Genomic DNA, 26,962 nt, shown 5'->3' with positions numbered 1-26,962 from the left:
GCCCGCGCGGCCGCCGCTGGGCGATGACCGAACGCGGCAACAACGCCCTGTGGCGCGACCGGACGCTCCTCAAGATCGGCCCGAGCCAGTTGCACTGGGACGGCAACGGCCTGACCATCGACATCGACGAGAAGGCCGCGGTGATTCCCCGCGCCGTGCGCGGCCGCATCCGCGTCACCCCCGAAGTGCTCGGGCAGCGCCGCTTCCGACTCGACCCGCAGGGCCGCCATGTCTGGGAGCCGCTGGCGCCGCGATCGCGCGTCGACGTCGCCTTTTCGGACCCCGATATCGCCTGGAGCGGCCACGGCTATTTCGACGCCAACCATGGCAGCGAACCGTTGGAAGACGGCTTTGCCGACTGGCAATGGTCGCGCGCCCACCTGAAGGGCGGCGACACCGCCGTCATCTATGAAGGGAAGCTGCGGTCGGGCAATGATTTCGGCATGGCGCTGCGCATCGGCCGGGATGGCAATGCCGAAGTCTGCGAGATGCCGCACGGCGTCGTCCTGCCGCGCACCGGCTGGGCGATCGACCGGCTGACCCGCGCCGATTCGGCCGCTGCCGCCCGCGTGCGCGCAACCTGGGAGGACACGCCCTTCTATTCGCGCACGGCGCTGTCGAGCCGGATGTTCGGAGAGGACGTCCACGCCGTTCACGAATCGCTGTCGCTCGACCGTTTTCGTTCGCCGATCGTGCAATGGATGCTGCCGTGGCGGATGCCGCGCCGAAATTAGGGCGCGCGCGCCCGCCGCAGGTCATTCGGCGCGGCGTTCCGACCGATATTCGTCCATGATCTCGTCGACGTCCCGGCGATCCTCCGCCGAAACCGGCTCGGGCCGATCATTGCCGGTTGCACCGGCGGCAAGGCACAATATGGCGCTGACCGGCAGATGGTCGGAGCCGACATTTTCGAGCACCCTCAGCGAACGAACCTCGAACTCGGGCGTGACGAACATGTGGTCAAGCGGCCAGCCGAGCAATGGCGCCCAGGCAGGGAAGGTCGCGAAAGTCCCGCGTCCGATCCGCGGATCGAGATAGCCGCCGATGCGCTTGAACAGCTGCGACGTGCGCGACCAGGCGACGTCATTGAAGTCACCGAAGGCAAGCACGGGGCGCTTGTCCCGCGCTGCCCTGCGGGCGGCAACGGCGATTTCGGCGTCGCGTGCTTCCGTATCCTGGCCAGGCGAGGGTGGACGCGGATGCAGGCCGATCACCCGAAACGGTCTTCTGGCCGTGAGCACCGCGCTGACGGAGGGGACATCCGCCTCGGCGATCATTTCGACTCGGCCTTCCCGCATCGGCAGCCGCGAGGCAAAGATCAGACCATAGGTGTTGTCCTGGGGCTGCGCGACGACATGCGGATAGCGCCCGAGTTGCGGCGCGAGCGCAGCTTCCCACCGCCGGTCGGTTTCCAGCAGCAGCAGGATATCGGGCCGCTCGCGGTCGATCAGCTTTGCAGTACGCGCATAATCGCGGTTCGATTCGAGGACATTGAGCGACAGCGCACTGAAGCACCCGTCGCCTTTGTCCTGCCGGTCGGCAAAGGCGATCTCCTTCGATCCCAGGGGCGTGTAGGGCATGATGCGGTACAGTTGCCAGCCTCCGGCCAGGGCGCAGCCAACCGCAAGCCATTTCCCCCATGCTCGGTCCCGCCACAGGACCAGGCCAGCAGCGATGATCAGCAGCGCAAGGATCTGCGCGCGCGGAAAATCCCAGATGCGGACCCACCATTCATTCGATTCGACAAGGCTGAGGCCGGTTGCAAGGATAAGCACGGCGGCAAGCAGTCGGGTGACGATGATGATCGCGCGATCCTTCGCTGGTCACCGCAGCAACGGCCAGGCCGCGACGATAGCCACGCCAATGGCGCAGGACCAGTCAAAAGCCGTCGCTCGCCCACGCCGGAGTCGACACATGCCACAAGTGGCGTCACAGGCTGCAAGCATGGCATCGGGCGCCCGTCCCGATGCCGAGGAGCGCGACCGAGCATGACCGAACCGCCAGCCCCTGCCAACAACCGCGCCGACGACCTGGGACGCATCGCGACGATCATTGTCATGGGCGTCGTCATCCTGGGTGTCGCGTGGCTGCTGCTGACGCTCAGCAGCTTCCTGATGCTGGTGTTCGCGGCGCTGGTGCTGGCGGCGATCTTCGATGTCATGACGCGCTTCGTCAGCCGGATCACGAAGCTCAAGCGCGGGCCGTCGCTGGCAATCTCCGTCATTGCCCTGCTCGGTGTCTTTGCCAGCGTTTTCACGCTGTTCGGTTCGCAGCTGGCTGACGAATTCGACACGATCCGCGAGAGCATCCCGCCGGCGATCGAGGAGGTCCGCGGGTTGCTCGACCGCGTCGGGCTCGGCAAGCCGGCACGCGACCTTCTCGACCAGGGCGGCGGCGATATCTCCGCGCTGGCCAGCCAGGCCGGCAGCTATGCGCTGACGGCCGGCAACGGCATTGCCAATCTGGTGCTGGTGTTCGTCGGCGCCATTTTCGTCGCCAGCGACCCGGGCGTCTATCGTCGCGGCCTGCTGTTGCTGATCCCCAGCCGCGCCGAGGACACGGCAGCGGCCGGGCTCGACGACGCCGCCCATGGCTTGCGCGGCTGGATGGTCGGCCAGGCGGTGTCCTCGCTCGTCGTCGCTGCCGTCACCTGGATCGGCCTTGCCCTGCTCGGCGTTCCGGCGTCGGGTGGGCTTGGCCTCATCGCCGGGCTTCTCGACGTGATCCCGATGGTCGGGCCGATCATTGCGGGCGTGCCGGCGGTGCTGCTGGCCTTCACCGTGTCGCCGACCACCGCCTTGTGGACGGTCGTCCTGTTCCTTGTCGTCCAGCAGCTGCAGGGCAATCTCCTGCAGCCGATGATCCAGAAACATGCCGTCGACGTGCCACCGGCCATCCTGCTGTTCGCGGTGGTGGCGGCGGGGCTGCTGTTCGGGTTCATCGGCGTGCTGCTGGCGGCACCCCTGACGGTGGTCGTCTTCGTCCTCGTCCAGCGCGTCTATGTCCGCACGCTGCTGGGCAAGGACATCAAGGTCGCCGGGCGGGACTGACGGCGACGCTACGCCGTTTAGACGGTTGACGGCGCCGCTACGCCGTCCAGGCGGTTAGGTCGTCCTGCGCGCCGATCAGCGCGAGGCCATGGGCGATCGACGTCAGTTCGCCGCCGGTGGCGATGCGATCGGCACCGAAGCGGTCGGCGAACAGCCGTCCGATGCACGGGATCAGCGACGAGCCGCCTGTCAGGAACACACGGTCGATCGCGCCGGCATCGACCGCCGCAGCGGCCAGGGCCCGGTCGACGGCGGCCGCGATTTCGGCGATCTCGGGCGCGATCCAGCGTTCGAAGGCAGCGCGGGTGACGTCGGCTTCGATCGCCAGCCCGGCGCCGCTGAAGTGAAAATGCGCGGTCTCCGCGGATGACAGGTCGCGTTTGACCTTGCCGACGGCCTCGTGGAGCCGAAACCCCAGCTCTTCCTCGATGATCGCGATCATGCGGCCGATGGCGCCCGGATCGAGCGCCGTACGCTGCAGCTTTTCCAGCTCGGCAACGGTCTTGCGGTTGCGCATCAGCGCCAGCCGCGACCAGTCGGCAAAGTCGGCAAAATAGCCGCGCGGAATTTCAAGCACCTTGCCGAAGGAGCGGTAGCTGCCGCCCAAACCGAGCAGCGGCATGACAAGCTGTTCGACGATCCGCGCATCGAAGCGGTCGCCGGCAATGCCGACGCCGGCATAGCCGAGCGGGATGCAGCGCCGCGCGGCGCCCGGCGCCTCGATGCGGACAACCGAGAAATCGCTGGTCCCGCCGCCAAAATCGGCGACCAGGATCGTCGCGGGATCGGTGATGCGCGTGGCGTAGCTGAAGGCGGCGCCGAGCGGCTCGTAGACATAGTGCCGCTCGGCAGCGATGCCATCGAACATCAGGTCATAGCGCTGCCGCGCCAGCACAGTGTCGGGGGCGTGACCCGCGTAAACCACCGGCCGACCGATGATCAGCCGGTCGACATCGGCCATGCTGCCACGGCTGTGGCCCGCCATTGTCCGCAGGAAGGTGCGGCCGAGATCTTCGAAGCGGTACCGCCGCTCGAAGATCGTCGCATGTTCGAAGCTCGGGCTCGCCGCGACCGATTTGAACGACTGCAGGAACCGGCTGCCTTGGGGAAATTCCAGATATTCGGCGATGGCCTGCGGGCCGGCTTCGACGGCGATGCCGCCGCGGACCGCCTCATCCTCCCAGAAGCACAATGCCGATCGAAACCCGGTCGTGCCGCCGTCCGGGCTGTCGAGGACGACAAGGTCGGATCCGTCGCCGCGCGCGACTGCGGCGACGGAGTTGGTGGTCCCGAAATCGAGACCGAGGATGCGGGGTGCGGGCATGGGCCGACGTCGCTACACAGGCGGACGGCTTTGCGCAAAGTCTTAGGACGCTGCCGTCCCCGCGTGCGGCTCCCTCAGCGGCGGCGATTGCCGAGCATCGACTCGATCTCGCCATAGCGCCGCGTCAGATAGCTGCGCTGCTCGGCGCTGTAACCGCGCGCCGAATAGGCTGCGTCGAGGCGCGCCAGATCGCTCAACTGCGCCCGCACCTGCACGGCGTCGTTGCGGGTGATGCTGCCGTTGCGCTCCGCCGTCGCCAGACGGGTTTCCATCTGTGTCCATCGTGCCGTGTTGCGGTCATTGCCGAAACCGCCGGTTTGCCCATAGCCCTGGCCGTAGCCCTGACCATTGCCCTGCGCGCTCATCCGCTGCGTCAGCGCGCGATAGCGCGACCGGAGTTCGGTGCGCTGCTGCTGCGACATCGCACCATTGGCCGAATATTGCGATTCGAGGCGGACGATATCGTCATATTCGCGCCGCATCTGGTCGGCCTCGTTGCGGCTCAGCGAACCATTTTGCACCGCGGTATTGATGCGCGCGTCGAGCTGGTCGCGGCGTTGTTCGAATGGGCGACGCCCCTGGTTCCAGTCCGATTCCAGCGTCTGTTCGCTGGCCTGCTGATTGCCGCCGAAAACGGAGCCGAGCAATTGGCCGAGGATTCCCCCTTGCTGCTGCTGGCCCTGGACCTGCGCCGTTGCCGCCGTGGAAAATGCCAGTGCGCCGCCGAGGACGCCGATGAGGACACGGGATTTGATGGGGGCTGTCATGGAAATTTCTGCTTTCAAACCGAAAATCGAGACCGGCAGGGGTCCACCGGTTGCACGGTTGAACGCGCCGTCCGCCACGTCGTTCCGCCCGCGTTGCGCGATGGCATCGGGTGACGTGCGTCGCTAGCCATCGTCCAAGCAGCGACCCGTGGCAAACGCTGGGCGGTTACCGCGCTACGTGCCACGCAAAATCGCCTCCAGCAAATCATGCCAGCGCAGAGCGGCCGGTGCAGGTCGGCCGCGTCTCCGGACGGATCATTTCTGCGCTGTTTTTGCAGCAGCTATCCCATCGAGCATCGTGTGCTCGACAAAGATGCCCGTGACCTCTTGGCCTCCAATGGTCAAAAGCCCATCCCGGCCCTTTCGCAGAACGATGTCGACGTCGTGAAAAGGTCTCAAAACGGTGACCTTCGGGATTGGCTTTGTCACGAGATAGCGTGGTTCGCCCGGTGTCAGGGGATAAAGTCCCAGCGTCGCCCAGATGTACCAGGCGGACATCGTGCCCGCATCGTCGTCCATGCCGTCGGCAAAGCCTTGCGGTGCCAGCGCAAAGCTGCGGCCAATCCAGGGTTCGGGGCGGACGCCCGAATTCGTGTAGCGATGTGCCACCGGCAAGGACAGATAGCGGCGAACAATTGCCAGGCTCGCATCACGCCGGCCGGCCCAGGCCAGCAGATAGGGCACGTGCAGGTCAGGCTGGTTGGTAATGTTGAAAAGATTGTCGCCGAAAAAGCGCTCCAGTTCGGGGATCAGCCGCGGTTCCATTGCCTGTGCCAGCCATGGCAGGTCGAAGACGGGGGCCCAGCGATACTGCGCCAGCGTTCCCTGGTACAGGCCGCGCGCCTTGACCACATCGGCGTCCGGCCCCAAATCGCGAAACGTGTCGAGCCACATGGGTCGATAGCCCAACGCCTTGTCGTGAAAGCTGCGGGCAAGGTCGGGTTCGCCAAGGTCGGCCGCAAGCTCAGCGGTCGCCCAGTCGTCATAGGCGGCCTCGATCTGCTCATCGGGCGTGTTGCGGGCCAGCGTCGAGCTTTCCGCCACCATGCCGGACAGCGCCGCCTTTGCGTCGAACCCGATGATACCCTTGCGGCGGAAATCGAGCAGAGCGATGCCGGCGTGCTCGGTCCGCACGGTCAGGAAGGGTTCGTCCGAGGTTGCCCAGCGCTGTTTGCCGCTGGCGTAGAGCCGCACCAGCGCGCGCGCGATCGCCTCGGCACGCACCGGGTCGATGAGCGCGAGCAGCGGCATCTGGGTCCGGTAATTGTCCCACATCGCCCAGCTGGCATAATGTTGTTCGCCCGGGTCGAGCTGCAGGATGCGGCCGTCGCTGCCCCGCGTCCGGCCATCGGGATCGGTGATCGCCACGGGCGTTTGCATGACGCGAAAAAGCGCGGTGTAGAACAATGCCTGTTCGGCGCGGCTGCCGGAAATCGTCAGGCGCGACAATTGCGTGTTCCAATCCGCCAAAGCGCGCGCGGCAACATGATCGAACGACATGTCGCCCATTTCGGTCTCGCGCACGGCAGCAGCTGCGGCGGCATCGACCGCCGAAAGGCCAGTGCGCAATTCGACGACATCGCCGCTGCGCACCGTCAGCATCAAGGTCGCGCGCGATCCATCGCCTTGCCAGTGCGCCGTCACAGGCTTGCCGGCCCGCAACAGCCGAGTCGCGGAATGCAGGTGATAGATCCCGGCATCGCAGACGGTGCCGGCCGAAAAATCGGCGTGCAGATCGCCGTCGGCCTTTGCCTGCCATTTCGCAGCGATCCGCTTTGCATAGCCAGGCCCGAAGTCGACGCTGACCGTCACCGGGCCCGAACGGGGCATGGTGAAGCGAATGGCGCCGGTGCCGCGTGTCGCGGTCATCTCGGCGATGATGCCCCTGCCGTAGGCGACGCGATAATATCCGGCATGCGCACGTTCGCGGCGCTTGTCGATCGGGGCCGCGAGAGGATCACCGCCATAGCCGACATTTATCCGCACATCGCCGCCGGCACCGCCACAGCCGACACCGACGCCGCGCGTATGCGAAAACCCGACAAGTCGCGTCGCTGCATGGTCATATCCGGCATGATTTGCCGGATCTGTATCGGGACCGATCTGGACCATCCCATAGGGCGCAACCGCCGCCGGACTGAGTTGGCCGAAGTCAGCGAGCGTGCCGACAAAGGGATCGACCAACAGCCCCGGCGGGCGCGCGACAGCTGGCGCCGAGCCGGCGGAAACGACGGTCGCTGCCAACGCGACAAGGAAGCGAAATGCTCTGAACCGCACGTTCATGGATCGAGCGGATCGGCAACTTCGACATGGAATGCCGCCGGATCGGGCTTGAACATCAGCGAAAAGCGATCGGGGCCAGGCGCCAGCGTGCCGGGCTGCAACCCCATTTCACGCAGATTGCGCACGGATAGTTCGGCACTGCCGATGTAGCGGATCGTCGCGTGGTCCGACACCACCAGCGCGGGCCGGTCGGCCGGAAAGCCGGCTGCGAGCAGCAGCCGCGCCGTATTGCGCAAATTGGTGGTGGTGTGGCGCGCATGCGGTTCGATCAGGATGCGATCGGCCGGAACGCCATGCTGTTCGATCAACAGGCGCTTCATCTCCACCGCCTCGTTGAACGGCGTGCGGTTGGGATGGACATTGCCGCCCGACACGATGATGAACGGCGCCAGCCGCCGCGCGAACAAGTCCGCCGCGATGCGCATCCGGATATGTCCCATGACACCGGTCCGCGACTGGGCGTCCTCCGGGCCGTGGCCGAAAACAAGCAGCGCGGAATGACGCTCGCCGCGCCAGTCGGTGCCGGCAATCGCACGAACGGTCGCGGCATTGTCGCCGCCCAGCAGCGGCCGGAAGGCGCCGGCATCGGCCCGCTCGTTGATCATCAGCAGCCCCGTCGCATAACGCTGCACGGGATCGAACACGGTGTCGTCCGGGGGCGGCAGCGCGGCAATGCTCGTGCCGTGCGCCGCCAGCAGCTGTGGATACTCGGGCCGCGCAACATCGAAGATCATTGCATCGATTTTGGGATATCGCGGCGGCTCGCCCTTGGCATAGATCGCGATGACGCGGTTGATGCCGTTGGCAGCATCGGCCCAGGCAGCACCCAGCAAATCCGCATCGGCAAGGGCTGCATGCCGTGCAAAGCGACCCGAAGGCCGCATCTGACGCACCACAAGCGCGTCGGCCAGCGCGCGGTCGCGCATGATCAGCCGCAACCGTTCCGAAACCTTGGCGATGTCGTCTGTCGTCCATAGCCAGGCATCGGCGAGGCATTGCGGTGCCGGGGCGCAGGCGTCGGGCGGGATGCGCGCCGCACGGGCAGACGCCAGCCGGGCGAGTTGGGGGTCAGCGCGCAGCGCCGCCGTCCAGCCCGGGGCGGCGTGCAGCATGGCAAACAACGGAAATACGCGCGTTTCGAGCGTATCGGCGAAAGGACGCGCATAGCCTGGCGGGTCCTGTGCCAGCACCGGCACCGGTCCTGCCAATACGGCCGCAAGCATCAAGGCGCCAAGCACAAGCCGCATCGACACGTCTCCAGAGCAGGGAGGCGCCGGCGCGATGGCCGGCGCGATCTTCGTCCGCTTACCAGCTGCGGCTGACGATGAAGCGGAAATTGCGGCCGAACAATGGGCGGCCGTAGATGGCCTCCGAAGCGTCCTGGCCGGCGAGCTGGTCGGTCCGCGGGTTGCCTTCGGTCACGCCCCTGGCATTGGTCAGATTGTCACCGACGAGCTGGAAGCGCCAAGCATCGCGGTTGACGGTCACGCCGGCAGCCAGCGTCTGATAAGCGGCCATCGATGTCTGGTTGAACAGGTCGACAAAGCGTTTGCCGACGAAGTCGAGGCGGCCATAGACTTCGATCTGGGTCTTGCCGGTTTCGAAGAACAGGGTCGGGCGGATATTGCCGAACACCTTGGGTTCACGGATGATCTGGTTGCCGTTGACCGCGCTTGGATCGGCGCCCGCGGTGTTCTGCAGGTTGCGATATTGGGGATCGGCAAAGGTGACGGATCCGGCCAACGAAAGCCAGTCGACGGGAACGAACCGGCCGTCGACTTCGACACCCTTGACGATGGCTTCGCCGATGAACGGCACGGACTGGTCATTGCGGCCCGTGACCGGATTGAACGCCACGAACGAGGCATTGAACGGGTCGAACTTGGTGTAGAAGCCGGTGACGAACAGGTAGGATCGGCCGAAGTCGGCGCGTATCCCCGCCTCATACTGGCGCGCCACGGTGGTGACTATGGTCGGCGTCGTGCTCAACGCGACCGTTGCCTGCGGCGGCACCTCGAGGGTCGAAACGCGGCCATAGGCGCCGAGGTTGGAGGTGAAGTCATAACCGAGGCCGACCGTCCAGTTGGTCGCCGTGGGTTTCAGCTTCGTTGTCACTCGGGCGCCGGTGAAACCGCGCGTGGCGTTGTCGGCCAGGGTTGTCGCATTGCCGAGGTCAATTCCCCCGGTCGACAGCAGCGAATAGCCCGAATAATCATACCATTCGTGGCGAATGCCTGCGTCAAGCCGCAGGCTCGGCACGATTTCCCAGGTGTCGTTGGCGAAAAGCGCCAGGACCTTGCCATCGGCTTCGCCCTGGTTGAGCGTGGTGGTAGCGCGCAAAGTGCCGTTGTCGGTCACATACCCCAGCACCTGGCCCGACGCGCCATAGGCGACCAGATCGAGCGTGCGCGGCTTGCCGGCGACTTCGATCAGCATGTCGCTGTAGACGGCGAGGTTGGTGGCGCCATAAGCGGCGCCATAGATGCCGGCCTTGACATCATGCGTTCCGATTCCGGTGACGAACTTGCGGGTGACACTCAATGTGCCCTGGCCCGAGTAAAAATCCGATTCCACGGCGCGGTACTGGCCCGACATGACGAGGCCCGAAGCCGCGGAAGGGTCATAGACCGCGGTGCCGTTCGAGCCGGCAATTGCATAGCCGAGCCGAGCGACCGGGGTGGCAGCGGTGCCGAACGCGGTTCGCGCGGCAGGCAGGAAGCCAGCCGCAAAGGTCCGAGCGTCGACGGGATTGGTCGTTGAATAAAAGGCATCGAAACTGTTCTTGCCCTTGGTGTAGCCAAGGTTGGCGGCAACGAGCCAGCCGCCGAAATCGCCCTCATACTGCAGGCCGATGTTGCCGAAGCGGATATGACGGCCATCGGCGAGATCGCGCTGCAGGGTCTGAACACTGTTGTTGCCGTCGCGATAGCTGATGTCCAGCCCGCGGAGCGATGGCGAGTTCATCGTGCCGGTGAAGAAGTTGATGAACGGATCGAGCGAAACCGCGGGGTTGCGCGGGTCAGCGAGCGGAATCGGCAGATAAAAGGTGTTCTTGTCGTTGAGATAGGTGCCCGACAGCTTGATGAAGCCATTGTCGAGCTCACGCTTGATGTTGGCGCGGATCTGGCCCCCCTTGTCATTGGGATAGCCATTGTCGCGGTATCCGTCGTGATGGCGCAGGAAGCCGCCGATCGCATAGAAGGTGCGGTCGGCAATCTTGCCGGACTGCACGAGGTCAAGCCGATAAAGGCCGGTGTCACCGAGCGTGACCTGCGCCATGCCGCGCGATTCTTCGCTGCCAGTGACAGTGATGTTGTTGGCAATGGCCGCAGCGCTGCTGGCATAGATCGGCGCCGGGCCGCCGCGCACGACCTCGACGCGTTCCGTCATCAGATCGAACCGATTCATGCCGTCGCCGGAGTTGAAGAACACGCCGTCGATTTCGTGAAAGAGCGGCAGGCCGTCCTGCTGGAAGATAAGGTAGCCGCGGTCGGTCGGGATGCCGCGCACGCGGGTGACGTTCTGCACTTCGCCCCCGGTCGCCTCGACATGGATGCCGGGCATGATGCCAAGCAGCTCGGCATAATTCTTCGGGGCGATCCGCCGCACTTCGTCTTGGGAAAGCGAATTGACTGCAAAAGAAGCATCAAAACGGCGCTGTGCGCGGGATGCCCCGGTGACGATGATCTCGCTTTCGGTTTCGACAGCCGCGTCGGCGACAGCCGCGTCCGCGACGGCGGCGGTTTCAACAGGCTGGGCGGCGAGAACCGGCGCGGCGAATGCCAACGCACTGACGGTCGCCAGCGCCCGCGCATGAATAGCTATGAATCGCGAAAACATTAAGCTCCCCTAACAAGCAAGGCGTGCAGTTAGGGGAGGTTTGTGACAGGTGGGCGGCGGGTCGATGACCATCTCGCGCAATGGCGCCGAGCGCGTTCCGGGCGGAACTCTCACATGCCATCACGAAACGGAAGCGTATCGGTCACTGTGCCGACACATTCAGACGGCGATCACGACCGCATCGGGATTGGACCGGCGTTCGGCGTGAACGGTTGCAACAGCCACTGCTGACGGTCGGCATCTGATCGCCAAGCTACAAAGCAGTGCCTGCCCCATTTCGTCGGCGTTGCTGGCCGGTGCCGGCGGACAGGTGAGCAATGTCGCAATGCCGGTCTGCCAGCGTCAGCCTCGCGCCGCGCCGCGTGTCGTCGCCATGCCATAGCCGGTGATGACGAGATAGCAGAGCGCCGGCAGCACCAGCGCCACGCGCAGGCCCGCCGCATCCGCCAGCACGCCGGTCAGCGGCGGGATGACGGCGCCGCCGACGATCGCCATGCAGATGATGCCCGAGCCTTCGGCGGCACGCGGACCCAGACCCTCGATCGCCAGGCTGAAGATGGTTGGAAACATGATGGCGTTGGTCAGGCCGATCGCCAGCAGGGCCCAGCCGGCGGCGGGTCCGGCCAGCGTTGCCGCCAGCAGCAGCAGCGTGATCGCGGCGGCGCTGACGCCGGCCAGCACAAGCCCCGGACGCAGCAGCCGCAGCACGAACGAGCCGATGAAACGCCCGACCAGCGCGCCGCCCCAGTACAGCGCCAGCATCCGCCCCGCCGCTTCGCCGCCGAGGCCCATGACATCGCCGGCCATCAGGAAGCTGACGATCAGCGAGCCGATGGCGACTTCGGCGCCGACATAGAGAAAGATCGACAAGGCGCCGAGGGCGAAGCGGCGGCGGCGCAGCAGGTCGAACGCCTGCAGCACGGGGCCGCGTGCATGCACATCCGCCAGCCGGTTGCGCATTGCCCAGACCGCAGCCGCGACCAGCAGCAGCGCGGCGGCAAGGCCGAGATAGGCGTGCCGGATGACGGCACTTTCCGCCACCAGATAGGCGCTGCGTTCGGCAGGCGCCAACTGCGCCGGGTCGGCGCCGCCAAGACTGCCAAGGATCAGGATCGCGCCGACATAGGGAAAGACCGTCGTGCCGAGCGCGTTGAAGGCCTGGGCGAAGGTCAGCCGGCTCGACGCGGTGCGGACAGGGCCGAGCAGCGACATCAGCGGATTGGCGACGACCTGGACGATGGTGATGCCGGCGGCCAGCACGAACAGCGCGAACAGGAACATCGGATATTGCGCCGAAGCGGTCGCCGGCAGGAACAACAGGCAGCCGGTCGTCATCACGCCGAGCCCGACCGTCGCGGTGCGCAAATAGCCGAGCCGCTGCACGATGGCGGCAGCGGGCAGCGAGACCACCAGATAGGCGGCAAAGAACGCCGACTGGACCAGCATCGCCTGGGCATAGTTGAGCGCGAACAGGCCCTTGAGCTTGGGGATGAGGACATCGTTGAGGCTGGTGATGCCGCCGAAGATGAAGAACAGCGCGAACATGAACGCCTGCAGGCCCGGCGCGCTGACCGACTCATCGCTGGACGCATGGCCAGGCGGCGCCGCGGTGACGGCCATGCTCAGCGGTTCCAGGCGGCAACGAACGCCGCGGCGTCGGCGGCAACGGCGCCGGCCGGCTTGCCGGGCTTGTAGAGGGCGGAACCGAGACCGAAGCCATCAGCGCCGGCGTCGCGCCATGGCGTCATGGTATCGGGCGTGATGCCGCCGACCGCCAGCACCGGCACTGTTCGGGGCAGCACGGCGCGGTGCGCCTTCAATATGGCAGGCGGGGTCGCGTCGGCAGGGAACAGCTTGAGACCATGGGCGCCCGCCGCGAGCGCGGCAAAGGCTTCGGTCGGGGTGGCATAGCCCGGCAGCGAGATCAGCCCGGCGGCAACGCTGGCGCGAATGACGCGCGGGTCGCTGTTCGGCGAGACGATCAGCGTGCCGGCATTTGCCGCGACGCGATCGACCTGCGCCGGATCGAGCACGGTGCCGGCACCCACCATCGCGCGATCGCCCAGCCGGGCGGCAAGGCGAGCGATGCTGTCGAACGGATCGGGAGAGTTGAGCGGCACCTCGATCAGGGTGAAGCCGGCACCGACCAGCGCGTCGCCGACGGCATCGACTTCGCCCGGGGTGATGCCGCGCAGGATCGCCACCAGCGGGCAAGCGGCAAAGGCGCGGGTGAACCGGGCGAAGGCGTCGGTCATCTGGAAAGCTCCCAAAGGCGATGGATGCCGGCCACAAAGGCGCGGTGGCTGTCGATATGTTCGGCGGTGCCGCCGAGCCGCACGATGGCGGCCGTGTAAAGCGCAGCCAACGGCCCTTCGGACAACAGATGCACTGGCGCGCCCGCATCCCCGGCCGCGGCGATTTCGGCGCCGATCAGCAAGCCGCTGGCAAAGGCAGCCCCGTCCGCTGCGGCGCGGCGACCGAGCAGGACCCCGGCCCGCACCTCGAACAACGCCGCCGTCAGATCCTCGCCGCGCCGGTCCACACCCTCGCAAAAGGCCGGACCCGGCGCCACCGGACCCTGCATCATCTCCGCCAGCACGCTCCGGTCGCGCAACAGCGCAAACAGTTCGCCGGTCATGCGCGTCCGCCAGCCGGCGATGCGGCCGCCCGCCATCGTCACCCATTTGCTGTGGGTGCCCGGCTGCACCAGCACGGCATCGGCGGGCACCAGGCCGGCAGCGACCGCCCCGAGCAGCTGCACTTCCTCGCCGCGCATCACGTCCGGGCGGTCGCCGTCGGCCTGGCAGACGCCGGGCACGATGGCGACGCCGTCGCCGACCGCCAACAACCCGGCGGCAATGGTTTCCAGCCCCGCCGGCGCCGCGACATAGGGCGCTTCGCGCCAGCCGCGCGTCGAACCGACCATCCCCGCCGCCAGGACCGGCAGCGCGCCGAAACGCGCCCGCAGCGCCGCGATCGCGGCCGGATAGGCCTCTGGCGACAGCGCGGCGACGCCCTCGGCATCATCGAGCCGGTCGACGACCCGGCCGTCGTCCAGCACATGATAGACACGCCGGTTGGTCGTGCCCCAGTCGATCGCCAGAAAGCCCTTGCCTGTCATCAGCTGCCCCGGGTCAGGATGAAGCCGGCACCCTGGAAGTCCCCGCGCAACGGCACGTCGAGCCCGCGGCCCATCCAATAGGCGCCGCTGGCGACCGCCGGCACACCTTCGGGCAGCGCCGCGCCGTCCATCCGTTCGATCCGGTAGCGCGCCGCCGGGTCGAGGCCTTGCAACCGGATCGGGGTACGCGGATCGAGCCGGTGGGTGCCCTGGACCAGCGTGAACAGCGCCGCCTGCGACTTGTCGGCCGCCACATAAAGCGTCGTCGATTCGACGTCCCCCGGCGTCGGCCGGACCAGCCGATACAGATCACCGCGCTGCACCGTGGCGCGGATGCGCTTGTAGGCCGCGACATAGGTACTGGCGGTGGCGAAATCCTCCGCGACCCAATGATTGAGGTTGGTGCCGATGCCGAGCCCGCCCTGCATTGCGGACAGGAAGCGGAACGACAGCGGCGTCGAGCGCTTGTTGAGCCAATTGGGGCTGTCGGTGACCCACGCCATCATCGTGCCGGGCGCATAGGCCTGGGTGAAGCCATCCTGGATCAGCAGGCGATCGACCGGATCGGTGTTGTCCGACGCCCAGACCTGGTCGGTCAGCCCCATGATGCCGAGATCGACGCGGCCGCCGCCGCCCGAACAGCTTTCAATCTCCACCCCCGGATGCCGCCGCCGCAGCTCGGCAAGAATGCCATAGAGGTTGCGGACGTAATCGACCCAGATCCGCTGCTGGTCGGCCGGCGCCGCGCCGAGCCAGCCGGGTTCCGACCAGTTGCGGTTATAATCCCATTTCAGAAAGGCGATCCTGTTGGTCGTCAGCAGTTCGTCGAGCACCTTGAGCAGATGGTCGCGCACCTCGGGCTTGGCGAGGTTGAGGACCATCTGGTTGCGCCCTTCGGTGCGCGGGCGCCCGTCGAAGGCGATCACCCAATCGGGATGAGCGCGATACAGGTCGCTGTCGGCGTTGACCATCTCGGGTTCGACCCACAGGCCGAATTCCATGCCGAGCGCGTTGACGCGGCTGATCAGCGGCTTCAGCCCGTTGGGGAATTTCTGCCGATTGACGGTCCAGTCGCCCAGCCCCGCCTTGTCGTTGTTGCGCGCGCCGAACCAGCCATCGTCCATGACAAAGCGTTCGACGCCGATCTTGGCCGCCTTTCCGGCGAGCGCCACCTGCCCCGCCTCGTCGACCTTGAATTCGGTGGCTTCCCAGCTGTTGTAGAGGATCTTGCGCAGTGCCGGCGCCTTGTCGGCGGCATGCGGCAGGATCGTGTCGCGCTGGAAACGATGGAACAGGCGTGACGCCTCGCCCATGCCGCGCCCGGTATGGCCGGCGTAGAAGATCGGGGTTTCGAGCTTTTCCCCGGCGCCGAGCCGATAGGCGAAATCGAACGGGTTGTAGCCGCCGGTCACCCGCACCCGGCCGGCAACATCCTGGTCGACGGTGATGCGGTGCGATCCGCTCCACGCCAGCGCCCCGAACCAGACCGGGCCGTCGGCCTCCGTCGTCGCGCCGGCGCGCGATATGGCGAAAAAGGGGTTGTTCTCGCTGCCGGTCGAACCACGGCGGCTTTCGAGCACGGTGGCGCCGGCCGATACCGGGCGTTGCTGCCGCGTCCATTCCGCGCCCCAGCGGCCGGTCAGGAAATTCAGCTGATAATCCCGCCCGACCGGCAGGACATAGGTGCCCGACATCGCCTGGTCGACGCGGATATCGCCTGCGGTCCCGTTCACGATCGTGGCCGACCGGCCGACGATGCCGGTGTCGCGGTCGATCGTGTAGCGCAGCGTCACGTTCACCGGACGGCTGATGTCGCGCAACTGGACGGTGACGCCATCGCGTTCCAGCCGGTGCGCGGCATAGACGAGGACGAGGTCGCGATTGCCGTCGGGAAAGGCGATCTTCAGCGCCGCTTCGGCGAACAGTCCGCCGCCCCAGCCGGCATGTTCCTGCGGCACCACATTGGCGGCCACATCGAACCCGCTGAGGCCCTTGATCGCCGGCGAATCGACCGGGTCGCCGTTTGCCAGCCGGGCGCCCCAATAGACGGATTGCAACAGTCCCTGCCCGTCCACCTTGAATGCATAGGTGACATCGCCGCCATCGAGGCGGAAGACGCGCGTGCCTGCGTCATAGGCGGACTCGGCCGACGCCGACGCCAGGGGCGAGAGGCACAGGCCGGCAAGCAACACCCCCCGAATGAGCCGCGCCTGCATCGGTATCTCCCTGTTATCATACATTAGCTATGCGCCTCGCTCGGCTTGTGTCACCCGATCGCCACATATCAAGTCATAATTTGTCAAAGGGCACAAAATGCCGCTCGACAAACTTTGCGATAATATCATACTTAATGCTGCGAACATAACAAGCGCCTAGGGGAGGAATTCATGCGTAGCATAAGGTTGGCGGCATATCTGGTGACAACAGCCGGAATGGCCCTGTCGACGACACAGGTGATGGCACAGACGCCGGCACCGGCAACACCACCGGCTGCAGCCGCCGATGACATCGTCGTCACCGGCCAGCGCGCCAGCCTGGCGAAGTCGCTGGAAATCAAGCGCGACACCATCGGCATCGTCGACGCGATCTCGGCTGAAGACATCGGCAAATTCCCCGACCAGAATATCGCCGAATCCTTGCAGCGCATTCCCGGCGTGTCGATCGACCGCGTCAACGGCGAAGGCCGCGGCATCACCGTTCGCGGCCTGGGGCCCGAATTCAACACCGTGCTGCTCAACAACCGCCTGCTGTCGACCGACGCCGGCGGCCGCTCCTTCTCGTTCGACATCCTGTCGTCGGAATTGATCAGCGGTGCCGAAGTCTACAAATCGTCCGAAGCGCGGCTGCAGGAAGGCGGCATCGGATCGACCGTCATCCTGCGCACCGCGCGCCCGACCGACCGCGCCGGCTTCCGCATCTCGGCCAATGTCGCCGGCCGCCATGACAATACCTCGAACGAGGTGACGCCGTTCTTTTCGGGCGTCATCAGCCATTCGAACGAGGATCGCACCTTCGGCGTCCTCGCCAGCATCATCTACGACAAGCGCATTTCGCAGCTGACCAACATCAGCACCGACGGCTGGATCATCAACCAGAACATCGACACCAACGGCGACCGCGTCCGCGACACCCGCGGCGTCTCGTTGCCGCGCACGGTCAACTACACCTCGACGCGCAACGATCGTGAACGCATCGGCGGCACCTTCGCGCTCGATTATGTCGTCTCGGACGAGCTGAAGCTGACCCTCGACGCGCTCTACACCCAGCAGAAGGTCGACAGCCGCACCAACCAGCTCGGCTATTATGTCGATCCCGACCGCATCACCAACGCGACCATCAACGGCAATGGCACGGCGACGAGCTTCACCGTGCTGCCCGCCACCGCGACCTCGGGCCTCGCGTCCGACAATATCCTGTCGACTTCGCCGCAGGATGCCCGCACCTACCAGATCGGCGGCAACCTGGCGTGGACGCCGAGCGACGACCTGACCGTGGTGTTCGACGCCGCGCACTCCAACTCGCGCAACCTGTCCGACCAGCTCTTTTATGTCGTCGGCACCCGCCAGGTCGGCGTCACCCCGACCTTCAATCTTGTCGGCTCCGACGGGCTGCCGGAAATGACCAATATCCTGGCCACCAACGACAAGTCGCAGCCACGGCTGCATTGCTGCTCGGAACGCGGCGGCCGCAACTACGACACCATCAATCAGGGTTCGATCGACGGGACCTGGGACGTGGGCTCGGGCATTCTTTCCAAGCTGCAGGCCGGCGTCCAGTTCACCAACCGCCTGAAGACGACGGTGGTCCGCGAATCGCCCGAGCCGCTCGGCTGCTTCTATTGCGGCTATCTGGCGACCGCGCCGGGCACGCTGTTCAGCGACTTCTCGGCCAACGTCCAGGGCCGCGACATCACCTGGCTCGACTATGATCGCGACGCACTCGTCCGCTATTATGGCAGCGCCGCGGCGGTAAGCCAGGTCGGCGGCACCAGCCAGTCGGCGATCGACGCGCGCAATCGCTTCCTTGCGGTCTATGGCGGCAACAACAACAGCCTCGACCCCATCGATCGGGAGCGCGGCTCGGGAACAGTGCGCGAAAACACCTACGCTGGCTATGTCCAGGCCAGCTTCCAGGGCGATTTCGGTGAACGGCGCTGGACCGGCATGCTCGGCGCCCGCGTCATCCACACCAATTTGTTCGCCACCGGCTATTCGGTGACGCTGCTCAACATCATCCAGAATCCGGCCGATCCCACCGCCGCGGTGCCGGTCTATTCGCCGACGGTGCCGGTCACCGCCAACAACAACTATACCTATGTCCTGCCGACGGCGAATTTCCGCCTCGATGCCACCGACAAGCTGACCTTCCGCCTGGCCGGATCGCGTACGCTGACGCGGCCGACGCTGAGCCGGCTCGGCCTGTCGCAGGATTTCGTCTTCCGCCCCCCCAACTCGAACACGGTCAGCGGCGGCAACCCCTTCCTGAAGCCGTTCCTCGCCTGGAACGCCGATGTGTCGGCCGATTATTACTTCAGCCGCACCAGCTATGCCAGCATCGCCGGCTTCTACAAGAAACTGCAGAACTTCATCATTTCCGGCCAGCAGCCGGAAGAGTATTTCGGCCTGCAGTTCATCGCCAACCGTCCCTATAATGCCCAGGACGGCGATGTGTACGGGTTCGAAGCTGCGGTTTCGGCGACGTTCGACTTCCTGCCGGCGCCGTTCAACCACTTCGGCGGTGCGGCCAACTACACCAAGGTCGAAAGCTCGATCAGCTTCGATCCGTCGCTGAGCAACCAGACCTTCAATGTCGAAGGCCTGTCGGACAGCGCCAACCTGGTGCTGTTCTATGAAGACGACCGGTTCCAGATCCGCGGCGCCTACAACTGGCGCGCGCCGTTCCTGCGCCAGACCTTCGGGCCGCAGAGCCAGCCGGAAAACATCAACAGCTACAAACAGTTCGATGTCAGCGCATCGCTCCGCCTGTTCGACCAGGTGTCGCTCTATGGCGAAGTGCTCAACCTGACCAACCAGAAGTTCCGCAGCTATTCGCGGTTCGACGAACGGCTGATCACCCTGTCCGACCAGGGTCGCCGGGTCACGGTCGGCGTGCGGACCACCTTCTGACGCACGGCGATCATCGATAAGGGGGCCGGAGCGGCGACGCTCCGGCCCCTTTTCGTTTATGGGGCGAACATGATCACGGTCGAACGCACTTCATCGCTGCTACCGGACGGGCGCCGCTGCGGCGTGTTCCGCCTGACCGCTGCGGGCGGCATTGCCGTGACCATTGCGGAGCTTGGCGCCACGATCATGCGGATCGATGCGCCCGACCGCGAGGGCCGGCTGGCCAATGTCGTGCTGGGGTTCGATGATATCGCCCGCTACCCGGCCGCCGGTGGCCCGGGCGGTGACGCCTGCCTGGGCGGCAGCTGCGGGCGCGTCGCCAACCGTGTCGCGGGTGCCCGGATAACGATCGACGGCCGGGACATTGCGCTCGCCGCCAACGATGGCCCGAACCAGCTCCACGGCGGCCCCGACGGCTTTCACCGCCGGCTGTGGCAGGGCGAAGCGCTGGCGGACGGCGTGCGGCTGACGCTGGACAGCCCGGATGGCGACCAGGGCTGGCCCGGCGTGCTGCGCGCCGAAGCCACGATGCGGCTGATCGCCCCCGACACGCTCGCCATCCGCTACCGTGCGACGACCGACCGGGCAACGCATGTCAATCTCGTCAACCACGCCTATTTCAACCTGGATGGCGGCGGGACCATTCTCGACCACCGGTTGACGATCGCTGCCGACACATTCCTGCCGATCGACACTGCCGCGCTTCCGACCGGCGAGCGGCGCAGCGTTGCCGGCAGCCCGTTCGACTTCCGCCAGCCGCGCACCATTGCCGAGGCGATGCGCCAGCCCGACGGCCAGTTGCCCGCCGACCTCGGCTTCAACCATTGCTATGTTTTGCCGGCAGAAGGCCTGAAAACGGCGGCACGCCTGTCGTCGCCGCGCAGCGGCCGCTGGCTGGCACTGGCGACCGACCAGCCGGGCCTGCAATTTTACGACGGCTATGCACTCGGGCGTGGCGGCTCGGGGTTTGCCGACCGGGCGGGCGTAGCGCTCGAGGCGCAGGCCTGGCCGAACAGCCCCAACCGCCCGGACTTTCCCTCGACCCGCCTTGACCCGGGGGGCTCCTACACGTCGGAGCTGCAGCTCCAGTTCGGCGCGGAAGGTTGAGCGATGAGCCCCGAACACAAACGGGGTGCAGGGGCTCAGCCCCTGCCTAAAGCCGCCCCATCCGCCCGCCGTCGGCGACGATATCCTCCCCGGTGATGAAGCGCGCCGCGTCCGACACGAGGAATTGCACCAGTGCGGCGATCTCCGCCGGCTGGCCGACGTCGGCCGGATCGAGGACTTCGGCGCCGGAGCGGATCGCCGGGCTGTCGCGCAGCATCGCGGTGTCGATGGCGCCGGGCAGGATCGCGTTGCAGCGGATGCCGCGTTCGCGCCCCTCGATCGCCGTCGATCGCGTCAGGCTGACCATCGCCGCCTTGGATGCGGCATAGGCGGCAACCAGCGGCGTCGTCCGCCGGGCGTGGACCGAGGCGATGTTCACGATCGCCCCGCCCGGCGCCATTGTGCGCAGCGCGTGGCCGGTCAGCAATGCCGGCGCGACGAGGTTGACGGCGAGCAGGCGCTGCCAGTCATCGGCGTCGTGCGCGGCGATCGGCTTGAAGATCATCATGCCGGCGACATTGACCAATATGTCGATTCGGCCGAGCCGCGCCGTCGCCGCCGCCCAGACGGCATCGACCGCCGCCGGGTCCCCCAGATCGGCAGCGAACCATCCCGCGTCGCCGGCATCCCCGGGCACATCCCGATCGACCAGCGCCAGCACCGCCCCCGCTTCCGCCAGCGCTGCCGCCACCGCGCCGCCGATGCCCCCGGCGGCGCCGGTCACCAGCGCGACCTTGCCGGGAAGACCTACCATTCGCGCAACGCGCCGTCGCGGCCGCGCCAGACCGGGTTGCGCCAGCGGTGCGGCTTGATGGCGGCGGCGCGGACAGCGTCCTCGTCGATCTCCACGCCCAGCCCGGCCCCTTCCAGCACCGCCACCATACCGGCGCTGACCGACAGCACCTCGGGGTTGCGGACATAGCTGAGCAGGTCGGCGTCGGCCTGGTTGTAGTGGATGCCGAGCGACATCTCCTGAATGACGAAGTTGGGCGACGAGGCCGCCACCTGCAGGCACGCCGCAAGCGCCAGCGGCCCCAGCGGACAATGCGGCGCCAGCGCGACGTCATAGGCTTCGGCCATCGCAGCGATGCGCCGGCATTCCGAAATGCCGCCGGCGTGGCTGAGGTCGGGCTGCGCCACGTCGATGCTGGCGGCTTCGAAGAACGGCTTGAAGTCCCAGCGGCTGTAGAGCCGCTCGCCGAGCGCGATCGGCAGCACCGTCTGCGCCGCCAGCTGGGCGATGGCTTCGGGCTGTTCGCTGGTCAGCACCTCCTCAACGAACAGCGGACGCAACGGCTCGAGCGCCCGCACCAGTTGCCGCGCCATCGGCTTGTGAACGCGGCCGTGGAAGTCGATCCCGACATCGACGCCGGTTTCGCGCACCAGCGCCAGCCGTTCGGCGGCGGCGTCGACGGCGGCCGGGCTGTCGAGCCAGTCCATGTCCTCGGTGCCGTTCATCTTGACGGCGTCGAAGCCCTGTTCGCGGCGGCGCCTGGCGGCGTCGGCAACATCGGACGGCCGGTCGCCGCCGATCCAGGCGTATACGCGCATCCGGTCACGCACGCGGCCGCCGAGCAGGTCCGACACCGGCACCCCGAGCATCCGGCCCTTGATGTCCCACAGGGCCTGATCGATGCCGGAAATGGCCGAAAGCAGCACCGGTCCGCCGCGATAGAAGCCGAGGCGATGGAGCAGCTGCCAGATGTCCTCGATCCGTCGCACGTCATGGCCGATGATGCGGTCGCGCACGGCCTCCATCGCGCCGACAACGGCTTCGGCATGGCCTTCCAGGCTGGCTTCCCCCCAGCCGACGGCGCCTTCATCCGTGCCGATGCGGACGAACAGCCAGCGCGGCGGCACGATGAAGGTTTCGATCGTGGAAATTCTATGCATGGGACGTCTCGTTGGGCGCCGCGGCAGGCCGCCGGCGGAAGGTGGGCAGGCGGCCGCCCTGGCGCAGCCGATCGGCAATGACCGCGACGAGCAGGATGCCGCCGCGAACAAGATATTGGTAGAAAGTCGGCACGTTGAGCAGGTTGAGCGCATTCTGCGCAGCGCCCATGATGAGGACGCCGACGATGACGCCACCGATGGTGGCGACGCCGCCCGACAGCGAGACCCCGCCCAGCACGCACGCCGAAATCACCGCCAGTTCCAGCCCCATGCTGGTGTTGGGCTGGCCGCTGGTGATGCGCGCCGCGAGCACGATGCCGGCAACCGCGGCGGCCAGCCCCTGCAGTGCGAACACCATCACCCGCACCCGCGTCACCGGCACCCCGGCGAGCCGCGCCGCCTCCGGATTGCCGCCGATGGCGAGGATATTGCGGCCGAATACTGTCCGGTTCACGACAAGGCCGAAGACGACGAAGCTGAGCAGCATCACCCAGATCGGCCAGTTGATGCCGAGGAAACTGCCCGAACCGAGCGCGTAGAAGGCCTCCGCCGGAATGGCGACCGATTCGCCGCCCGACACCAGGAACGCCAGCCCGCGCACCATCTCCATCGTCGCCAATGTCACGATCAGCGAATTGACCTTCAGCCCGGCGATGACGACACCGTTGAACAGCCCGACGAGCGTGCCCCCCGCCAGCCCCGCCAGCACGCCGAGCGCGACGCTGCCGGTTGCGCCGATGACGACGGCGGTCAGCACGCCGGCCAGCGCCACTGTCGATCCCACCGACAGGTCGACCTCGCGCATGGCGAGCACCAGCATCATCGTCGCCGCAATGGTGCCGACCAGCGTTACCGACAGCATCAGCCCGCGCAGGTTCCGCAACCCCAGAAAGTCCGGAACGAACAGCGACAGCAGGACGAGCAGGACGGCGAGCAGGATCAGCGGCCCCGATCGCTGGAACAAACGACTGGCGGTCATGCAGACATCCTGTGTGGGGCGGCGGCGTCCGCATCGGGCAAGGCGAGGCGCAGCAGGCGTTCGGGCGTCGCGTCACCGCGCGCGACGATGCCGCTGATCGCCCCTTCGCGCATCACGACGATGCGATCGGCCACGCCGAGCACTTCGGGCATGTCGCTCGATGCGAACAGGATGGCGCCGCCGGCTTCGGCAAAGCGGTACATATGGGCATAGATTTCCTGCCGCGCGCCGACGTCGATGCCGCGCGTCGGCTCGTCGAGCAGCAGCACCCGGGCATCGGCCATCAGCCAGCGCGCGATGATCGCCTTTTGCTGGTTGCCGCCCGACAGGGTCGAAATGGCAACCTCTGGGCTGGCGGTCTTGACCCGCATCTGCGCGATCCGGTCGGTCGACGCCGCCTTTTCGGCGCGATCCTGCAACAATGGCGTCGCCCCGGCACGATTGCGCCAGGCCAGCGCGACGTTCTCGCGAACCGAGGCCAGCGGCACGATGCCTTCCTCCTTGCGGTCCTCCGGACACAGCGCCAGCCCGGCGGCGATGGCGGCGCGCGGATCGCCGGGGCGCAGCGGCGCGCCACCGACCGCGACAGCGCCCGATGCCGGCGGCACCGCGCCGAAGACGAGGCGGAAGAGTTCGGAGCGACCGGCGCCGACAAGGCCGAAAAAGCCCAGGATCTCGCCGCGCGCCACGCTGAGCGTGACCGGTGCGGTGACCCCCGGGCCGGTGATGGCGTCGAGCGCGATCGCCATGTCGCCGCTGGCCCGCGCCCGCCAGTCATAGATGTCGGCGATGGTGCGGCCCGCCATGGCCGACAACAGCCGGCCTTCGTCGTCCGGCCCGACCGGTGCCGCATCGAAGACATGACGCCCGTCGCGCAGCACCGTCGCGCTGTCCGCCAGCGCGAACACCTCCTCCATGCGATGGCTGACATAGATGATGGCGCGGCCTTCGGCGCGCAGCTGGCGGATGATCGCCATCAGCCGGGTGGTTTCGCGCGCGCTGAGCGAGCTGGTCGGCTCGTCGAAAGCGATGACGCGGGCGTCGCGGAGGAGGGCACGGCCGATCTCGACCATCTGGCGTCGGCCGATCGGCAGGTCGCCCAGCCGCGAATCGGGGTCGATGGGCTCGCCCAGCCGCTCGAGCACCGCCAGCGCCTGCCGCCGCAGGGCCCGCCGGTCGACAAGGCCGAAGCGGCCCGGCAACGCACCGAGCATCAGGTTTTCAGCGACGCTGAGATCGGGCGCCAGTTGCAGTTCCTGGTGGATGATGGCGATGCCGGCGTCGCGGCTGTCGCGCGGCGCGGCGAAGCGGCGGGCGACGCCATCGACCAGCAACGTGCCGCTGTCGGGCTGATACTGGCCCGACAAGATCTTGAGCAGGGTCGACTTGCCGGCGCCATTCTCCCCGATCAGCGCGCGGATTTCGCCGCCGGCCACGGTGAAGCTGACACCGTCGAGCGCCACGACCCCCGGGAAGACCTTGCCGACGCCGGCATATTCCAGCAGCGCGGTCACGCCGCCGCTTCCCGGGCCAGCAGGTCGCGATAGGTGTCGCGGGTGATGACCGTGCCGCTGGTCAGCGTCAGCGGCGGCGGACGCCGGCCGTCGCCCACCCATTCATACATGGCGAGCGCAGTGTCATAGCCATGGCGGCGCGGACTGAGCAGCACCGAGGCATAAAAGCCGGTCGGCCGCGGCTTCGCCAGGTCGGCGATCGCCACTTCCGACCCGCCGATACCGACCCCGATGATGTTGGCAGCGGCCATCGACAGCCCTTCGGCGGCGCGCACCCCGCCGACCACCGTCTCGTCGTTGAGGCCCAGGATGATCCACCTGTCGATGCCGGCGCGCGCCGTCAGCACCGGCGACGCGGCGCTGAAGGCGCCTTCGGTATCGGTCGTGCGCTGCGGCGCGCTGAAGATCGCCGATGCCGGATAGCCCGCCGCCTGCAGCGCCTCGACGGCGCCAAGCAGCCGTTCGCGGCCGGTTTCCAGGCTGTCGAAGCTGATCCGCAGGATGCCGGTTTCGCCGATCGGCCAGCCGCGGCGCTTGGCCTCTGCCGCAGCCGCCGCACCGGCCAGCGCCCCGATCTTGCGCGCCGAAATGCCGACATGCGGGATGCCGGCGATCGGCAGGCCATCGGCACCGGTCAACCGGTCATCGACCGACATGGCCTTCAGTCCCGTATCGGCGGCAAAGCCGGCGATGGCGGGCCCAAGCCGCGGATCGGGCGCGCAGATGATGAAGCCTTGCGCGAAACGCGCGTACAGCGTGTTGAGCGCCGACAGCACCCGGTCGCCATCTTCCGCGCCGATGGCGATGAGCGAAAAGCCGTGGCGCCGGGCCGCGGCACGGGCAAAGCGCCATTCATCCTGGAACCATTGTTCCTGCGGCTGCTTGACGAGGAAGCCGATGCGGATATCACCGGGCGCCGATGCACAGGCGCCGAGCAGGCTCGCGCCACCCGCCGCGGCGGCGCCCGTCAACCAGGATCGGCGCGTCATCGGCACCCGTTCACTCTCCCCGCAGCAATCGCGTCCACTCTTGCCGCCGTGATCGACAATCGTCAATTTATATCATACTTATATCGCAGGAGACATCATGACCGATTATCGAATTGTCCCGCGCGACGCACATGACATCCTGGGGGAAGGCCCGGTGTGGAGCGCGCGCCGCAACGCGCTGCTGTGGGTCGATATCATGGGCCAGCAGCTCTGGTCGCTATCGCTTGCCGATGATCGCATCACCAGCTGGCCGATGCCCGAACGCATCGGCTGGGTGGTGGAACGCGCGGGCCGCGACGACCTGCTGGCCGGCTTCAAGAGCGGCATCGTCACGCTCGCCCTCGACCCGCTGTGCATCGCGCCGCTGCATCGGCCCGAACCCGACCGTCCGCACAACCGGCTCAACGATGCCAAGGTCGATGCCGCCGGCCGGCTGTGGTTCGGCAGCAAGGATGATCGCGACCAGGATGCCAGCGGCGCGCTGTACCGGCTCGATCCCGGCGGCACCCCGGTCCGCATCGACGACGGCTACAAGGTCACCAACGGCCCGGCGTTCAGCCCGGACGGGCGCTGGCTGTACCACACCGACAGCGGCCTCGGCCGCGTCTATCGCTTCGCCCTTGGCGATGACGGCAGCCTTGGTCCCCGCGCGCTGTTCATCCAGTTCGAAACCGGTTGGGGCAGCCCGGACGGAATGACGATCGACGCCGACGGCCATTTGTGGATCGCCCATTGGGGCGGCGGCCGCATCAGCCGCTTCGACCCGGCCGGACGACTGGTCGACAGCGTCGCACTGCCGGCGACCAACATCACCAGCTGTGCCTTTGCCGGGCCGGGGCTCGACCGGCTGTTTGCCACATCGTCGACAATCGACGCCGAAGGTGAACCCGATGCCGGTGCGCTGTTTGAAATCCGGACGGGCGTGATAGGGTTGCCGCCGCACTGCCACGCCGGATGATTCCGGCCAGA

At 67.0% G+C, this 26,962-nt stretch carries 19 protein-coding genes; 4 read left to right on the top strand and 15 right to left on the bottom strand.

What is annotated here, in order from left to right:
* Nucleotides 1-755 precede the first annotated feature (755 nt).
* Nucleotides 756-1,775, bottom strand: a complete 1,020-nt coding sequence (locus GGQ62_RS12560; RefSeq protein WP_152578639.1) for an endonuclease/exonuclease/phosphatase family protein — start codon at nucleotides 1,773-1,775, stop codon at nucleotides 756-758.
* Between the two features lie 213 nt (nucleotides 1,776-1,988).
* Here GGQ62_RS12560 and GGQ62_RS12555 point away from each other — a divergent pair, with 213 nt between their 5' ends.
* A complete protein-coding gene (locus GGQ62_RS12555; protein WP_152578638.1) occupies nucleotides 1,989-3,050 on the top strand; it encodes an AI-2E family transporter in 1,062 nt (353 codons plus the stop codon).
* A gap of 37 nt (nucleotides 3,051-3,087) precedes the next feature.
* Here GGQ62_RS12555 and GGQ62_RS12550 read toward each other — a convergent pair whose 3' ends face one another.
* From GGQ62_RS12550 to GGQ62_RS12510, 9 genes are all read right to left on the bottom strand, one after another.
* Nucleotides 3,088-4,374, bottom strand: coding sequence for an Hsp70 family protein (locus GGQ62_RS12550; protein WP_152578637.1), 1,287 nt, complete (start codon nucleotides 4,372-4,374; stop codon nucleotides 3,088-3,090).
* Nucleotides 4,375-4,448: 74 nt separating this feature from the next.
* The gene (locus GGQ62_RS12545; RefSeq protein ID WP_152578636.1) at nucleotides 4,449-5,141 is read right to left on the bottom strand and encodes a hypothetical protein; all 693 of its coding nucleotides are present in this window, start codon (nucleotides 5,139-5,141) and stop codon (nucleotides 4,449-4,451) included.
* Between the two features lie 255 nt (nucleotides 5,142-5,396).
* Nucleotides 5,397-7,424 carry a glycoside hydrolase domain-containing protein gene (locus GGQ62_RS12540; protein ID WP_152578635.1) on the bottom strand — a complete coding sequence of 676 codons (2,028 nt, stop codon included), beginning with the start codon at nucleotides 7,422-7,424 and terminating at the stop codon, nucleotides 5,397-5,399.
* On the bottom strand, nucleotides 7,421-8,671 hold the full coding sequence (locus tag GGQ62_RS12535) for a YdcF family protein (RefSeq protein WP_243446254.1): 1,251 nt from the start codon (nucleotides 8,669-8,671) through the stop codon (nucleotides 7,421-7,423). Before GGQ62_RS12535 ends, GGQ62_RS12540 begins: the two co-directional genes overlap by 4 nt.
* Nucleotides 8,672-8,729: 58 nt before the next feature.
* The gene (locus GGQ62_RS12530) at nucleotides 8,730-11,264 is read right to left on the bottom strand and encodes a TonB-dependent receptor (RefSeq protein ID WP_152578634.1); all 2,535 of its coding nucleotides are present in this window, start codon (nucleotides 11,262-11,264) and stop codon (nucleotides 8,730-8,732) included.
* Between the two features lie 342 nt (nucleotides 11,265-11,606).
* Complete coding sequence (locus GGQ62_RS12525) at nucleotides 11,607-12,884, bottom strand: sugar MFS transporter (protein ID WP_152578633.1); 1,278 nt, start codon at nucleotides 12,882-12,884, stop codon at nucleotides 11,607-11,609.
* A 2-nt stretch (nucleotides 12,885-12,886) separates the two neighbouring features.
* On the bottom strand, nucleotides 12,887-13,519 hold the full coding sequence (locus GGQ62_RS12520) for a 2-dehydro-3-deoxy-6-phosphogalactonate aldolase (protein ID WP_152578632.1): 633 nt from the start codon (nucleotides 13,517-13,519) through the stop codon (nucleotides 12,887-12,889).
* Entirely contained in the window at nucleotides 13,516-14,385 is an 870-nt protein-coding gene (locus tag GGQ62_RS12515; RefSeq protein ID WP_152578631.1) for a 2-dehydro-3-deoxygalactonokinase, read from the bottom strand. Before GGQ62_RS12515 ends, GGQ62_RS12520 begins: the two co-directional genes overlap by 4 nt.
* A complete protein-coding gene (locus GGQ62_RS12510) occupies nucleotides 14,385-16,601 on the bottom strand; it encodes an alpha-galactosidase (RefSeq protein ID WP_152578630.1) in 2,217 nt (738 codons plus the stop codon). Before GGQ62_RS12510 ends, GGQ62_RS12515 begins: the two co-directional genes overlap by 1 nt.
* Nucleotides 16,602-16,802: 201 nt before the next feature.
* Here GGQ62_RS12510 and GGQ62_RS12505 point away from each other — a divergent pair, with 201 nt between their 5' ends.
* Both GGQ62_RS12505 and GGQ62_RS12500 read left to right on the top strand, forming a co-directional pair.
* Nucleotides 16,803-19,511 (top strand): TonB-dependent receptor, encoded by a 2,709-nt coding sequence (locus GGQ62_RS12505; protein WP_167649619.1) that lies wholly within the window; start codon nucleotides 16,803-16,805, stop codon nucleotides 19,509-19,511.
* 69 nt (nucleotides 19,512-19,580) lie between these two features.
* Entirely contained in the window at nucleotides 19,581-20,618 is a 1,038-nt protein-coding gene (locus GGQ62_RS12500) for an aldose epimerase family protein (protein ID WP_152578628.1), read from the top strand.
* A 46-nt stretch (nucleotides 20,619-20,664) separates the two neighbouring features.
* Here the strand turns inward: GGQ62_RS12500 and GGQ62_RS12495 are convergent, their stop codons facing one another.
* From GGQ62_RS12495 to GGQ62_RS12475, 5 genes are read right to left on the bottom strand one after another with little or no spacing between them, the layout of a single operon-like run.
* Nucleotides 20,665-21,372 carry an SDR family NAD(P)-dependent oxidoreductase gene (locus GGQ62_RS12495; RefSeq protein ID WP_152578627.1) on the bottom strand — a complete coding sequence of 236 codons (708 nt, stop codon included), beginning with the start codon at nucleotides 21,370-21,372 and terminating at the stop codon, nucleotides 20,665-20,667.
* The gene (gene dgoD / locus GGQ62_RS12490; RefSeq protein ID WP_152578626.1) at nucleotides 21,366-22,511 is read right to left on the bottom strand and encodes a galactonate dehydratase; all 1,146 of its coding nucleotides are present in this window, start codon (nucleotides 22,509-22,511) and stop codon (nucleotides 21,366-21,368) included. The genes GGQ62_RS12495 and dgoD overlap by 7 nt, the downstream gene beginning before the upstream one ends.
* Complete coding sequence (gene araH / locus GGQ62_RS12485; protein ID WP_152578625.1) at nucleotides 22,504-23,490, bottom strand: L-arabinose ABC transporter permease AraH; 987 nt, start codon at nucleotides 23,488-23,490, stop codon at nucleotides 22,504-22,506. The genes dgoD and araH overlap by 8 nt, the downstream gene beginning before the upstream one ends.
* Nucleotides 23,487-25,004 carry an L-arabinose ABC transporter ATP-binding protein AraG gene (gene araG, locus GGQ62_RS12480; protein ID WP_207790570.1) on the bottom strand — a complete coding sequence of 506 codons (1,518 nt, stop codon included), beginning with the start codon at nucleotides 25,002-25,004 and terminating at the stop codon, nucleotides 23,487-23,489. The genes araH and araG overlap by 4 nt, the downstream gene beginning before the upstream one ends.
* Entirely contained in the window at nucleotides 25,001-25,993 is a 993-nt protein-coding gene (locus tag GGQ62_RS12475) for a substrate-binding domain-containing protein (RefSeq protein ID WP_152578623.1), read from the bottom strand. The genes araG and GGQ62_RS12475 overlap by 4 nt, the downstream gene beginning before the upstream one ends.
* Nucleotides 25,994-26,090: 97 nt before the next feature.
* On the opposite strand from GGQ62_RS12475, the gene GGQ62_RS12470 reads away from it, so the two are divergent.
* Nucleotides 26,091-26,951, top strand: a complete 861-nt coding sequence (locus tag GGQ62_RS12470) for an SMP-30/gluconolactonase/LRE family protein (RefSeq protein ID WP_152578622.1) — start codon at nucleotides 26,091-26,093, stop codon at nucleotides 26,949-26,951.
* The last annotated feature ends 11 nt before the right edge of the window (nucleotides 26,952-26,962 follow it).

It is taken from the genome of Polymorphobacter fuscus, from assembly GCF_011927825.1.
In the GTDB taxonomy this organism is placed as follows: domain Bacteria; phylum Pseudomonadota; class Alphaproteobacteria; order Sphingomonadales; family Sphingomonadaceae; genus Sandarakinorhabdus; species Sandarakinorhabdus fusca.
This window is presented reverse-complemented; position numbering and strand designations above follow the sequence as displayed.